The organism is Chitinophaga sp., from assembly GCF_036569185.1.
In the GTDB taxonomy this organism is placed as follows: Bacteria; Bacteroidota; Bacteroidia; order Chitinophagales; family Chitinophagaceae; genus Chitinophaga.
In genome coordinates this window covers 1-13,755 of the sequence record NZ_DATCRD010000067.1, presented here as the reverse complement: position 1 = coordinate 13,755, position 13,755 = coordinate 1, and the positions used below count along the sequence as shown (strand labels likewise).

The window sequence follows — 13,755 nt, the reverse complement described above, 5'->3', positions numbered from 1 at the left end:
AAAAATGCAAAAATAACAATGATCTCTGATATTAGCGTTATCGCATTCGATGCAGATGACACCCTTTGGGTAAACGAACCTTACTTCCAGGAAACAGAAACGCTATTTTGTAGCCTGCTGGAAGATTACCTGCCGCATCATACTGTGTCGCAGGAGCTGTTTAAAACAGAAATGGCCAACCTGGAGCTGTATGGCTACGGTATAAAATCCTTTATGCTTTGCATGATAGAAACAGTGCTGCGCGTAACTGAAAATACCGCCAGCCCTGAAATTCTGCATAAGGTGATCCGGTACGGCCAGGAAATGCTGAATAAGCCCATTGTGCTGCTGGATGGGGTAGAAGAAGTGCTGCAGGCGCTTTCAGGGAAATACCGGCTGGTAGTGGCTACCAAAGGCGATTTGCTGGACCAGGAACGCAAATTGAGGAAGTCGGGCCTGGAGCACTATTTCCATCATATTGAAATTATGAGCGATAAAAAGGAGAGCGATTATCGTAAATTAATTAAGCACCTCGACTGCCGCCCTGAGGAATTCCTGATGATGGGCAACTCCCTGAAATCAGACGTTTTGCCGGTGCTGGCACTGGGAGGGCATGCCATCCATATTCCTTATCATACCACCTGGCAGCACGAGCGTATAGAGCATACGATTGAAGATCCCCGTTTTTACGAGTTTAACACAATGGCAGATATCCTGCCGCATCTGATATCATGAAACAATTATTAAACCTGGATACATGGGCAAGAAAGGAACATTTTAATTTCTTCCGCCAGTTTGAAGAACCATTTTTTGGTGTTACCGCTGAAATAGACTGCACCATTGACTTTAACCGGGTAAAAGCAAACGGTGGTTCTTTCTTTTTGAGCTACCTGCATAAATCACTTGCCGCTGCCAACGAAGTAACGCCTTTCCGCTATCGTATTAATGATAGCGAAGTTTGGGTATACGACCAGGTAAATGCATCGCCTACCATTAACCGGCCTGATGGTACTTTTGGTTTTGCCTATATGGATTTTTATGAAGATGCAGCTACCTTCGAAGCCAACAGCAAAGCGGAAATCGAAAGAGTGCGGCAAAGTACAGGGTTGGTGCCTGCCGTATCAGGGGAGAATGTGATCCACTATTCCTCGCTGCCCTGGATCAACTTTACGGCAATATCGCATGCACGGAGCTTCTCGTTTAAAGACAGCTGCCCCAAGATCAGCTTCGGAAAAGTGCGGGAAGCCGGCGACCGGATATTGATGCCCGTATCAGTACATGTTCACCATGCCCTGATGGATGGGTTTCATGTAGGACAGTTCCTGGAAGGGTTCCAGCGTAGAATGAATGCAGCGGATGTTGTCTGACTCAGGATTAAACTGATTATGCTGATTGCACTGATTAGATTTTGTGGAGATTTAAAAAGGATTCGGGGAGATATAAGCGGATTTTGCTTATATCTCCCCGAATCCTTTTTAAATCAGTTATAAAATCCCGGAAAAACAAGATCAGCGTAATCAGCATAATCAGTTTAATCCTGAGTCAGACAACATCCGCGTTCCGCTATTTGTAGCAATTCCGCAACATTCCCCTTCGCGTAGCCCCTTGCTGGCAGGCACTTCCGGTCCGGCAACCTTTTTGTGGTATCCCCGGCTGATTGAGAAACCTTTTAATCATGCTTTATGAATAAAAAACTGTTGGTCCTGGGGGCGGCTGCATCTGCCGCCGCCGCTTATCTGTTATATAACAATACCAAAGTGTCTATTCCCAAAGGGGCTAAAGCTATTTCCCCCTTTGATGTACAAAAGTTTATGGGAACCTGGTACGAGATTGCGCGCCTCGATTACCGGTTTGAGCATTATCTCAGTAATGTGTCGGCTACCTATTCCTTAGATGAAGATGGAAAAATAAAGGTGGATAATAAAGGATACGATACCAGGAAATACCGGTGGAAAGAGAGCGTGGGCAAAGCGGCACTGGTAAACGGCGGGGATGATGGCCGTTTAAAAGTGTCTTTTGCAGGACCGTTTTACTCAGGCTACAACGTAATTGATATCGACGAAAAATACCAATACGCATTGGTGGCCGGTAATAATCTTAACTATATCTGGATACTGTCGCGCACCCGCACGATTCCTGAAGATATTAAAAACCGATTCCTGGCGCTGGCTGCAGGGTTGGGCTATGATACCGGCGCCCTTATCTGGACCAGGCACGATAGCTATATTGCCTGATCCGAAAAATAAATTAGGATTTACTAAAAATATTAGTATTTTTGTTTCAGAAAGCAACATGAATAATGTAAAAAAGCCTTGAGAACCATGCTGTAGTGGCCATCAGGGCTTTTTTATTTTTATATGTGCTAATAATGTTAGTATCTTCAGGCCGTATAAATAAAGTCCATGCACAATCCACTGGCGCTTTTATCTGTTGAGCTGATCATGTCGTTACAGCAACATCATTTTGTTGCTTTCGTCAGGCAGAGCTATCCGCGCGGGAAGGATCATTTCGATAGGGAAACCATTGAAACTTTTTTGATTACGCCTTATAAAGACCTGGCGCTGGCGAACGACCACATGCAACATATAGCTGCAGATCACAGGAAGTGTTTGTATTATACCGGGATTCCTGAAGAAATGGAGAAGTTGCTGATCGCCGCTTCACAACCCAAAGGATACAAGGTGTATGTGGCCCTGCTGAAAGACAGGAAATGGAAAGGCGGCGCACAGCTGGAACCGAAGCTCAAACGTTACCTGCAGGCCAATACCAGGATGAGAGGAAAGGATGGGGAAATAGTGGCCGATCTTTATTTACATTACGGAGAACTGATGTTGAAAGTGGTAAACCCTTTCGGGGAAATCAGGGTACCGCTTAGCGAAATAGAAAAGATCTGATCCCGGAAAAGGCCAGGTTTATTTACCGGTCGCCGGGCAGTTTCACATAAAAGTGAAACAACCCGGCAGCGCGGTTGAAACAGTTAGCAGTCAAAAGTCCGGATTACCGTAGTGGTGGGATGAGTGATCTTTTTCTGCTGTTGATCCGTTTGTGAGTTGGCGGCATTTAACCTGGCCACTTTAATAGCGCCCAGCTTCATTTTTTGCGCATTCTTCTTTTTCATACGAATATGTATTTAGTGAACAATTGAATTGATTTGCTTTTTAGAGATGGCCAGCATGGATTCATAATACCTGCTGAGAAAATGATAGATCACCAGCTCATGTTTACGCTGGTTGGATAAAAGGATCCTGTTAAGAAACATATGGATGTAGCTGCAAAGCAGGTCGTCGGGGAGGGGAAGATGAACGTCTTTGAGTTGCTCCCTTATGCCGGCCGAGCGGGTCTGAAAACACGCCACAGCGGCTTCAATGCCCTGATCGCCATCCTGTGCGGGATCAAGGATACCGCTTACTTTCCGCATTTCTTCCCGGTATTTGTCGTTCAGCTGAACAAGCAGGGATTTTTCTCCTCCAAATTCCTCAAAAAAACTTTTCTGCAGCATTTTCAGCAAGGCCGATTTTGCCTGCAGGCTATACCCAAAATCATCCAGCAACATGTCTATGCCCCTTAACGCCAGCATCCATCGGTAGTTTTCTCCTTCTTCTTCTTCCAGCAGATCCAGGATGCTCACCACACATTCACTGTCGTAATGAAATATGGCTTCGCTAAGCAACATGGTATCTGCGCCATAGCGCTCTATTTCCCTTTCGTAAGTATCTGTTTGTACCCGGTATACCTGCTCCTGGCTGTTGTTTTCGGCCAATGCGGTATGCAGCCGTTCCAGCACTGTGCTCCAGAAATGCCTGTTTTCAGAATGATGGAACCGGATCCGCAGGTGATGGTCGGGATCTGTATAACGGATAAAGAACCATTGATCGATGATACCTTCCTGCATCAGTTCCTGCGTCAATGGCAATATCTTTTCTTTGAGGATGGTTTCTGCGCTGCGTGTGCCGGCGTACAATTTTACATACAGCCATTCGCTGCCGGTAATAAATTTTCGTGTGGGCGTATCCGTAAGTGATGCAACAGTGGCTGTTGTCTGTTTTTTTTCTTTTGCGGAAGATATATTCCTGAGCGGAATAATAAACTCATTGGTATGAGGGCCATCAGGCCCGTTTATCCAGCAATTGCCGGGTGTATGGAGGAATTCCTGCAAAGTGACCTGTTCTTTTTTTATCAGGGTGGTTACCAGCAGGTGCACAGCTACTTCGTTGTCAAGATCGGCCGGCAGTTCATTGTCGCCTTCCTTTACCACTACGTAGCGGGGGAGCTTAAGCCGGGTTCTCATCTCCCCGAAAATTTCCATATAGCTATCCGGCGATGCTTTGGCCAATGCAGGGTATGCCTTTTTGTGGAGCATCCAGGTGCTTTTGCTGAGGATGATATTTCCATACTGTACCCGTGGGTAAAAAGTGATATCGCCGGGTATTTGCCAGTGCCAGCCAATGCCGGTATGATAGTCCTGGAACTGGAGGTCGCAGAGGAATTTATATACCGGTAAGCCCTGCCGGTAGTTGTGGGCGGTACTGAGCCGGGGCACAACGATCTTATTCAGCCGCCGGGAGCGCAGCACTACTTTATTACGCTGCACACTTACCATAAGGTCGGAGAGGTGCAGCTGGTATTCCTTGGGTGCAAGACTATTAGCCAGGTACACAATTTCGTACTCCCGTAACCGTGGCCGCATCAGGATATTGCCGGTCCGGGATTCCGGCAGGTGAATCACCTCTGCATAGATCTTCCCCGGATCACTGGCTTCTTCAGCCTGTAAGCAGGCTTTTACGTGTGAGGACAGCGCTTCGTCGCCATGACAGAACCTTCCCAGCAAATTGGCCGCCGACGGGCCGCTGCAGCCATTCATATCAAAGAGGTAGTCGCCGTTATCGATAGCGGCGGCGCTGCTGCTTAAAATACTTCCCATCAGGTACATACTTTGAGGGAGTGCCGGTGTCTCCTTTTCCCGCAGGCTGTCCAGCTGTTCCCGGGTAAGTGTGATCACCGTCCTGTTCTCCTGCAGGCATTGCTGTAACTGCTGCAGCTGGAAGTCCTGCATTTTGCTGCGGGCGCCGTTAGCTGCAGTGTTATTGGGAGGAATATGAATATTATCTACCAGCGGCGTATGGTCGGTATTACGCTGGCTGTGCGCCCCATAGCCGATACCGGCTTCGGTATCCAATGCCAGGCTGAGAGGGATCTCCTGTTCTTCATAGCGTTGGCGGAAGGCCTCGCAAAACTGCCGCAGATCGTTGTTGTTATCATTGCCGGCCAGTTTCCACAATTGCGCTACCTGTGCGGAAAGCTCATTGATAACAGTATGGCTCAGGGTATTTTCCGGGGCGGACAGGAACAGGTCTGTTTGTACCAGGTCTTTATTACTGGTGTCTGTTAACAGTGATTGTACCAGTTCGTGGGTGGCCGTGTACTTATGAACGCCTGTTTGCTGCAGCTGCAGCAAATTTTGAATAGCTTCCAGTGTGGCTACTGTTTCTGCTGTATGTTGTAATTTCTTTAACCTGTTTACCAGGTGCACAAAAAATTCTTCCCCCGTAACAGTTGGTTCCAGTTCGCTCACCAGCAGCTGGTGCTGTAACAGTTCTTCTGTAAACGCATCCGCTTCTTCAAAAGAGATATCATCTGCCTCACTTACAATGCTGTTGCGTATATCCGTTAGCGTGGCACCCCTGGCGGCCGTTGCCAGCATTTTCTCCAGGTAGCTGCTGTAATTTACGGCAGTGAGGTAATAGTTGCGGATCTTATTTTTAACGCTGTAGGCGGCATAACGGTATTGGGCGCCGGCAGCGTATAAAGAGTTGTTGGGATAATACAGTAGTTGCTCTCTGATAGCAGGTATAGCTGTAATAGCGGCGGTAAGCTCTGCCACATAGTTCATATCCAGGCGGCAATGTTTTTTATGCAGCTGTTTATCATGCAGCCGGATGCCGGTATGATCGGATAAACTACCGGTGGCGCAGCCTGCAAAAAGACCATAGGGCGTGCACCGGCTGCTCATCCTCAGCAGGTAACGGTACAGCGCCGCCGCCAGTTTGGGATTCTCATTCCCGGTGGCCAGCCATTTCTGCAGCTCCTGGTACAATTCGGGAGAAGCAATATAAATGGCTTCCTGCAGGAATTCGTCCCGGAAAATAGCTTTGATTACTGGTGCAAGGGAGGCGTTGGTGATATGGTGTAACTGAGTGACGATATTCACTGATAGCAGCGGCGTTCTTACAACATAGAAGTTTTCAGCTCTGATCATGGCGCTAGGTCAACGTTAAAAACTGAAGGTAATTTTTTCTCCCATAACAGGGTATCACGTAAAACCGGTAAAAAACATGTTTAAACATCGTTACCTGAAAAATCACGTTTTTCCGTGATCTCCGTTTTCTTACTTTCTCCCTACATTTATCATCCTGTAATCTTATAAAACCTGTATTTCAAATGGCCCTATTATACTGAACCTGCCAATTCTTATGTCTATTATTTTTCAACCATAAACATTTGCGAAATGAGAAAAACACCTGTAAAAAAGCTGGCCCTGGGTAAATTAAAAGTGGCTAAACTCAGCATCAGCCAGGAACAAGCCGATGCCAAAGCGCCTACATACACCGGCTGCAGCCTGATGGCGAAATGTACACCTCCGATTTCCAAAGATCCTTGCTTTTAATTTAAATTGAAAAACCATGAAAAAAACCGGTAAGAAACTGAGCCTCGGTAAGATCAAAGTAGCCGATCTCAGCAAAGTAAACAATGAGAACAGGGAAGCGGCCCAGTTGATCCAGTCGCTGGCCTGCGTGCCCAGCATTAAGATCACCTGCCTAAGCCAGGGTGCGCCTGTATGCAGCGAGGATTCCTGTATATTTTAATTTCATCACTTTACTGCTAAAAATCCTGTGTCATGAAAAAATCAACAGGCAAAAAACTCAGTCTGGGTAAAATAAAAGTAGCCAGTCTTTCCAACACAGCAGGAACACAGCAGATGGCCGCCACCGTAGGCACCTGTTCTGTTCTTTGCTCTCTCCGGATCTGTACAGACAATATCAGCCAGGGCGCACCTATCTGCAGCCTCGACTCCTGTCGCTACTGATCCGTCAATATTCACAGCAATCTGACTGTATGGCAAAACACGTATGGCATTATGCCTGCGTGTTTTGCCATTATATATTTTATCACGGAATTTAACGTATGGATCAACAGCAAGAAGCTACCGCAGTATTGCAAAGGATTTGCGCTGCACTGGACTCATTTATCCTGGAAGATACCAACACCGGCCTGCTGGGAGGATATACCGGCGTAGCTTTGTTTTATGCCTATTATTATCAGCTTACAGGTAAGGAAGAGCACCTGGACAATGTTCATTACATCATTGAAAAATGCCTGCAGGCATTATCTGAAGAGCCTATGAACGGATCGCATTGCAGCGGTATTGCCGGTGTGGCATGGTGCATCCGGCACCTGGCTGCAATGGGCTTTATTGAAGCAGATGATACGGAAGATATATTTTCAGATATTGATCCGCTGGTAGCGGATTTCATGACATCAGAACTGGCGGAGGAGCGGAACGATTTCCTGCATCATGGCCTGGGCACGGCCCTTTACTTTTTGGAGCGTTTGCCCGCGCCTATAGCAGTTGCACAGCTGGAAAACCTGGTGACCCGCCTCGAAGTAAGCGCCATCACTGTACCTGGTGGTATTGCCTGGAAAGATCATTTCTCCAGTAAAAGCCAGCAATACCCGGATGAAAACCTGTTTAATCTTGGCCTTGCACATGGAGTGCCCGCTATTATTGCGGTGCTGGCGCGCTGCTATGAGAAGGGTATCGCAAAAGAACGTACCCGCGTGCTTATCGACAACAGCATTCAATGGTTGCTGCGCACCAGGAACACTACCGCCGCAGATACGCATTCACGTTTTCCTACCATTGTAAATGCCTCCAATGAGGCGATGGGCGATGCGCACAGCAGGCTGGGATGGTGTTATGGCGATCTTGGTATTGCCGCCATGCTGCACGGCGCCGGGAGGCGACTGGGTAATAGCAGATACCAGGAAGAAGCCCTGCAACTGTTTAAACATATTGTTAGTCACAGGAACCTGAAAAATGGTGCAGTGCACGATGGTTGCCTGTGCCATGGCAGCGCAGGTATTGCCCATATCCTTCAGCAGGCCGGGCTGGCCACCGCAGATCCTGCATTATTAAATGCTTCCGGCTACTGGTGGCAGCATACCCTGCAAATGAATACCTGGGACGATGGCCCCGCAGGATACAAGTTTTATCATCACCCGGAGTATATCAGCAGTTACAATGTGCTGGAAGGAATTGCCGGTATCGGGCTATCGTTGATCAGCTTCGTGGATAACAGTATCAAACCCGCATGGGGGGAATGTATGCTGATAGATTAAACTTGTCTTGATTTTTTTACTATATTACATGCATAGTAAATGAGTATTTCAGTTGTTCGCCCGATTTTATTTTATGCCATCGCATACATGTTACAGCAAACAGAAAAACCATGATCCGTTTATATTTTGTTGATGATCATCCATTGATACTTGAAGGATTGCGATCTTTACTAAGAATGGAAGAAGATATCCAGTTGGCAGGTGCAACCAGGAATGGTGTTTCCTGTCTTCATTTTTTAGACCAGCACACGGCTGATGTTGTTTTACTGGATACCCTGCTACCTGATATCAGTGGCGCAGAACTTTGTGCCTGCATTAAGAAACGCTACCCCGGTATTGCCGTACTGGGATTAAGTTATCATAAAAACGACAGCGGTATTGCCGGTATGCTCGATAGCGGCGCCAGCGGCTGCCTGATGAAAAATGCTGATAAGGAAGAGCTGCTGCGGGCTATACATGATGTATATTCCGGGCGTACCTATCTCTCGGCAGAATTAAAACAGGCGCTTAGCAAAGACCTCCTGCCGCTGCATATTACCAAAAGAGAAAAGGAGGTGTTGTGGCTCATCGCTAACGGGCACACCAATCATGAAATTGCAGAGAAACTATTTATCAGTTCAGATACGGTAGATAGCCACCGCCGGAACCTGCTTGGCAAATTCAATGCACGGAACACAGCCATGCTTATAAAGTGCGCAGTGGATAATAAAGTGCTGATTTAGCCAGGCTCGTGCATGTAAACAGGGATTTTTTTCACAGCAGTGAAGATGATTTTTTACATCCTGTAGAGATTTTTGCCTGGAGAATACAGGAAAACCGGCCTTTTTCGCTGGCACGATTTTTCGATAGTTATTATCAGATGTTTCAGAATGGGGTGGTCTGGTAAAACAGATCTGAGATCATACCCAAGCACCTGATCTGGGTAATGCCAGCGTAGGAAAACAGAAACAACTAACAGCTCCGGTCACAACCGGAGCTTTTTTTATGCCTTTACTGCGGGCAGCGACAACAACGGGATATTGGAATCGTAGGCCAGTTTTTTTGAAATGCTGTTATGGAAGAAGGAAGCCAGGAAGCCCAGCTTTTTGGGAACCACAATGATGATGGATGCATGGTGATGATTGGCGTAGGAAAGAATGCCTTCTACCGTATTATCTTCATTGATATAATCAAAAGCAGCATTATACTGATCAAAAATTTTATGGAGACTGGCAATTGATTCCCTGGTTTCCATGGCATAGCTTTCACCGGAGGTTTTATCAACATTCACCACCTGCACTTTTGCATCCGGAAAAGCATCCAGGAATTCATACAGCTGATGGGCCGGTATGGAAGCATGATCTTTCAGGTCTGTAGTAAAAACCATGGAGTTGATGGGTTTGCCGATCACTGTGCTGTTGGGTACAATGAGCACCGGCACGGTACTCTCCTGGATCATCATGGAAGTAGTGCTGCCAAGTAATAGTTTTTCCAGACCGGAGCGCCCCGAAACGCCCATTACTACTATATCTATCTCTTCACTTTTACACAGGCTTGTGATATGTGTGGGAAGGGAAACATCTTCTGCCATCAGGTCTATCCTTACATGTTTTGCGAGCGCCGACAGCCGGTCCTGCTGCAGGCCCAGGCTTTCCATACTTTCCAGGTATACCTGCTGGTCGTTCGCCGTATTCGCTACGGGTAAATCAGTGCCTATAACAGCGCTTTGGTAAGCATGATACAATACGATCCGGCTGATTTGCAGGGGATTCACCAGTTGGGCGGCATATTCTGTTGCCCGGAAGGCATTTTCTGAAAAATCCGTCAGGATGAGCATCGTTTTCATATGCGTGAATTTTGGTGCAAACAAGTTAATACGAAATTACTGCCAATAACTGAATGAACAACTTAAATGACCTTCTGTCCCGGGAAAATTAACACGCAGGAATGTTCATTTTTGTACAGAAAAGTGTTCATATTTGAACAGAAAGGACCAGTTCCTTCAAACGGAATCCGCCATGGTATTGCCCTGTTTATATGGCACTGGTTTTGGCCGGCCGGGTATGTATATTTAATGATATATCGTCGTAATTAAATCAAACTATGATCAGCAACTATTTTAAAATTGCCTGGCGGAGCCTTTCAAGAAGCAAAATGTATTCCCTGATCAATATTGTAGGCTTAACCGTTGGCATTGCCTGTTGTATCCTGATTGTGCTGTATGTAAAAGATGAATTGTCGTACGACAAATACCATAAAAACTATCACGAAATTTACCGGGTATTACATGCTTATCGTGAGAAATCCGACCATCCGTTGCCCGCTCCGGCTCCCGGGGAATACCAGGTATGGGGAAATGCACCTGTAGCGCCGGCATTGCAGGCTGATTTCCCGGAGATAAGGGAAACCACCCGGTTTACCAGTCCTGTTACCCTGTTGTTGCAGTATAAGGAGAAACGTTTCCAGGAAAACAACCTCGTTTTTGCCGACTCCACCATGTTTGACCTGTTCAGCTGGAAGATGCGCTACGGCAATCCTCAAACCGCGTTGACAGCGCCCTTCAGCATTGTGCTTACGGAAAGCATGGCCAGGAAATATTTTGGAAACAGCAACCCGGTAGGGCAGGTGTTTAAAGTCGATGATAATAATACGCTTACCGTTACCGGTGTAATGGAAGATGTGCCATCCAACTCACATTTTACCTTTACCGGATTATTATCGATGAGTACTTTTTACCGCACCCGGCCGGAGATTTTCAATGAATGGGGGTATGTTGACTTCTATACCTATTTCCTGTTAAATAAAAATGCCGATATCAATGCATTGCTGGCAAGGGTGCCTGCATTTGTAAAAAGGCATAGCCCCGAATTTAACTATGCTCTTACATTTGAACCGCTGAAAGATGCCTACCTTCATTCGGTAGCTATGCGACAGCCCGGCGCTACCGGCAGCCTGTCGAATGTGTATATTTTTTCGTTGGTAGCTGCTTTTATCCTGTTCATTGCAGGTATCAACTTTATAAATCTTACTACTGCCCGTTCCATGGAAAGGGCCAGGGAGATAGGGGTGCGTAAGGTAGTGGGGGCTCAGCAACGAAGCCTGATATTACAGTACCTGGTGGAAGCGGTGCTTATTTCGATGCTGGCTACTGTATTGGCATTTGCCCTGGCGTTTATTTTATTGCCGATGGTACGTAATATGTCAGGGAAACCATTGCCGTATGTGGATCTGTTTTCGTGGAAGATGATGATGGTGTTGATACTTACCCCGTTTTTAGTAGGCATTCCTGCAGGTATTTACCCTGCGCTGGTATTGTCGCGCTTCAAACCTGCACTGGTGTTGAAAGGCAAATTTCATTCATCGGATAAAGGCATCCAGCTAAGGAAAGGGCTGGTGGTATTCCAGTTTAGTTTGTCCATTGCGCTGATTGCCTGTACCGCTATTGTGTTCTCCCAGCTGGATCACCTGCGTACCCGCGATCTTGGCTTCCGCCAGGACCAGATGCTGGTAATTGATTATGGTGGCGACGCGGTAGTGAATAAAAATATAGAGGCGGTAAAAGCCACATTAGCCAGCAATCCGGCTGTATTAGCAATAACCGCTTCCCGGGCAGTGCCCGGGGAATTTTTTCCGAATGCGCATACTGTAATTGCTTCGCGCAGCGGGGAAATGGTGGCTTTTGGCCCGGGGTTGTATGAAATAGATGTTGACTTTTTACCGGCATATGAAATGAAGATGGCAGCCGGCAGGGCATACTCCCGCGATTTCCCGGCCGACCTGGAGCAGTCGATGGTGATCAACGAAGCAGCCGCAAAACAATGGGGCTATGCCGATCCGAAGGAGATCATCGGGAAAAATTTTGAGCAATGGGGGCGCAAAGGCACTGTGATTGGTGTAGTAAAAGATTTTAATTACCAGTCGCTCCATAAAAAAGTAGAGCCGCTGGCGCTACGGATGGCGCCATCCGAAATGTTGAGCAGACTATCTGTGCGGATCAAAACAGCGCAGCTCCGCAAAACGATTTCGGAGCTGGAGCGTACCTGGAATGCCTTAGAGCCGCAACGGCCGTTTAAATATAGCTTCCTTGACCAGGCGTTTAACGAACAATACCAGAAAGATGTACGCTTCGGAGAAATTTTTGCCGCATTCGGTGCACTCACGATATTTATTGCCTGTCTTGGCTTATTCGGACTGGCTACTTTCTCCACAGAAAAACGTTTAAAAGAGATCGGTATCCGCAAAGTGCTTGGCGCCTCTATTACCAGCATTGTTGGCTTATTATCCGGCGACTTCATCAGGCTGGTGTTGATAGCCATCCTGATAGCCACGCCACTTGGCTGGTGGAGCATGCATCGCTGGTTGAACGGCTTTGCTTACCGGGTGGATATACACTGGTGGACTTTTGGTATGGCTGGTTTGGCTGCAGTGCTGATTGCACTGCTTACAGTGGGTTTCCTGGCGTTGAGGGCTGCGAGGATGAACCCGGTGACATCACTAAAGGCAGAATAAACTTGTTGATTGATTAGTTAGTTAGAAGCGGTGGAGGTAACTCCGCCGCTTTTAGGAATTGAAGGAGGGTGATTCGTTGTTTACATTTTTAATTACATTTTGATAATGATGAGATCGCAGGCTGTTGAGGCAGCGCTGACGGGTTCTGTGAAGAGTTTGAAGGTGGAGTGAATTTAATTTTGGTTGTTTTGGGTTCTTATGGTTTGGATGATAGACTGCCATTCAGTTTTATCTTTTTCCTGAACAAAATAGAATTTTCGCCCTGGTTCATATAAGAAACCTCCATAACCACTAACCTTGAATTTTCTTCTTTTTTTGTTGTTGAATTCAACAACTAACAGATATTCATCTTTCCAGATGGTGGCCCTTTGTCCTTTACACTCTGAATGGCTCAGAATCTGAATAGCGCTATTAATTTTAATAGGCTTTAATTTCTCAATATCCTCCCACTTAATTCTTTCTGTAGTGACGTTCCTTGGAAGATTGTAAAAGCTAAGGTTATGGACATCATTCCAGTTAACGCATTGATCTTCATTTTTAGTAACATAAAATGAAAATAGAAGAAGAAAGATGATATTGTTCATGGCAATAATTATTTACATTGATTAGTATTAGAAGGAGACGTCCCGCCAGTAAGATTCTTTTGTCTGATAGAAGGGGAATTGAAAAGTCTTAGGTCTTCTCCCAAATCAGCCGGATTAGCTCCTTGTCCTAATGGCCATGTCCCAATTGTCTTGGGGACATTTAATCCGATAATGTTCAGAGCAGAGATACAAATGTCTGTACAATTGTTCCAATTCAGATTATAATTACCTTTTGTTGCTGCGGCAAATTGTTCCATTGCAGTTTTAAATTGTGCTCCAGACACACTAAAAGTAACAGAAACATCAT

Annotated in this window: 15 protein-coding genes and 1 riboswitch; of the genes, 10 read left to right on the top strand and 5 right to left on the bottom strand. The window is 46.3% G+C overall.

Translation table 11 applies throughout. From position 1 onward, the window contains the following. From VIM72_RS04800 to VIM72_RS04785, 4 genes are all read left to right on the top strand, one after another. On the top strand, positions 1-714 hold a 714-nt coding region (locus VIM72_RS04800; RefSeq protein WP_332001730.1), incomplete at its 5' end, for an HAD family hydrolase. Beyond that, the gene (locus VIM72_RS04795; RefSeq protein WP_332001729.1) at positions 711-1,346 is read left to right on the top strand and encodes a chloramphenicol acetyltransferase; all 636 of its coding nucleotides are present in this window, start codon (positions 711-713) and stop codon (positions 1,344-1,346) included. The genes VIM72_RS04800 and VIM72_RS04795, both read left to right, overlap by 4 nt. Before the next feature lie 315 nt (positions 1,347-1,661). Then, complete coding sequence (locus VIM72_RS04790) at positions 1,662-2,213, top strand: lipocalin family protein (protein WP_332001728.1); 552 nt, start codon at positions 1,662-1,664, stop codon at positions 2,211-2,213. A gap of 168 nt (positions 2,214-2,381) precedes the next feature. Continuing rightward, positions 2,382-2,873 carry a hypothetical protein gene (locus VIM72_RS04785; RefSeq protein WP_332001727.1) on the top strand — a complete coding sequence of 164 codons (492 nt, stop codon included), beginning with the start codon at positions 2,382-2,384 and terminating at the stop codon, positions 2,871-2,873. A gap of 83 nt (positions 2,874-2,956) precedes the next feature. Here VIM72_RS04785 and VIM72_RS04780 read toward each other — a convergent pair whose 3' ends face one another. Beyond that, positions 2,957-3,097, bottom strand: coding sequence for a hypothetical protein (locus VIM72_RS04780; RefSeq protein ID WP_332001726.1), 141 nt, complete (start codon positions 3,095-3,097; stop codon positions 2,957-2,959). Between the two features lie 12 nt (positions 3,098-3,109). Continuing rightward, complete coding sequence (locus VIM72_RS04775; protein ID WP_332001725.1) at positions 3,110-6,235, bottom strand: lantibiotic dehydratase; 3,126 nt, start codon at positions 6,233-6,235, stop codon at positions 3,110-3,112. A 249-nt stretch (positions 6,236-6,484) separates the two neighbouring features. Here VIM72_RS04775 and VIM72_RS04770 point away from each other — a divergent pair, with 249 nt between their 5' ends. The 5 genes from VIM72_RS04770 to VIM72_RS04750 all read left to right on the top strand — a co-directional run bounded on the left by VIM72_RS04770 (position 6,485) and on the right by VIM72_RS04750 (position 9,098). Next, on the top strand, positions 6,485-6,643 hold the full coding sequence (locus tag VIM72_RS04770) for a hypothetical protein (RefSeq protein ID WP_332001724.1): 159 nt from the start codon (positions 6,485-6,487) through the stop codon (positions 6,641-6,643). 16 nt (positions 6,644-6,659) lie between these two features. Beyond that, positions 6,660-6,842 carry a hypothetical protein gene (locus VIM72_RS04765; RefSeq protein ID WP_332001723.1) on the top strand — a complete coding sequence of 61 codons (183 nt, stop codon included), beginning with the start codon at positions 6,660-6,662 and terminating at the stop codon, positions 6,840-6,842. Between the two features lie 32 nt (positions 6,843-6,874). Beyond that, a complete protein-coding gene (locus VIM72_RS04760; RefSeq protein WP_332001722.1) occupies positions 6,875-7,063 on the top strand; it encodes a hypothetical protein in 189 nt (62 codons plus the stop codon). Positions 7,064-7,161: 98 nt separating this feature from the next. Further along, positions 7,162-8,376, top strand: a complete 1,215-nt coding sequence (locus tag VIM72_RS04755) for a lanthionine synthetase C family protein (RefSeq protein WP_332001721.1) — start codon at positions 7,162-7,164, stop codon at positions 8,374-8,376. A gap of 110 nt (positions 8,377-8,486) precedes the next feature. Beyond that, entirely contained in the window at positions 8,487-9,098 is a 612-nt protein-coding gene (locus tag VIM72_RS04750; protein ID WP_332001720.1) for a response regulator transcription factor, read from the top strand. Positions 9,099-9,236: 138 nt separating this feature from the next. Continuing rightward, positions 9,237-9,333: riboswitch (TPP riboswitch) on the top strand. Between the two features lie 25 nt (positions 9,334-9,358). Here VIM72_RS04750 and VIM72_RS04745 read toward each other — a convergent pair. Then, complete coding sequence (locus VIM72_RS04745) at positions 9,359-10,201, bottom strand: universal stress protein (RefSeq protein WP_332001719.1); 843 nt, start codon at positions 10,199-10,201, stop codon at positions 9,359-9,361. Positions 10,202-10,458: 257 nt separating this feature from the next. Between VIM72_RS04745 and VIM72_RS04740 the strand changes: the two genes are divergently transcribed. Further along, positions 10,459-12,864, top strand: coding sequence for an ABC transporter permease (locus tag VIM72_RS04740; protein WP_332001718.1), 2,406 nt, complete (start codon positions 10,459-10,461; stop codon positions 12,862-12,864). A gap of 173 nt (positions 12,865-13,037) precedes the next feature. On the opposite strand, the gene VIM72_RS04735 is transcribed toward VIM72_RS04740, so the two are convergent. Both VIM72_RS04735 and VIM72_RS04730 read right to left on the bottom strand, forming a co-directional pair. Next, positions 13,038-13,448: a hypothetical protein gene (locus tag VIM72_RS04735; protein ID WP_332001717.1), complete on the bottom strand. Its 411-nt coding sequence runs from the start codon at positions 13,446-13,448 to the stop codon at positions 13,038-13,040. 8 nt (positions 13,449-13,456) lie between these two features. Continuing rightward, positions 13,457-13,755, bottom strand: a 299-nt coding sequence (locus VIM72_RS04730; protein ID WP_332001716.1) for a hypothetical protein, incomplete at its 5' end; no start/stop codon positions are given.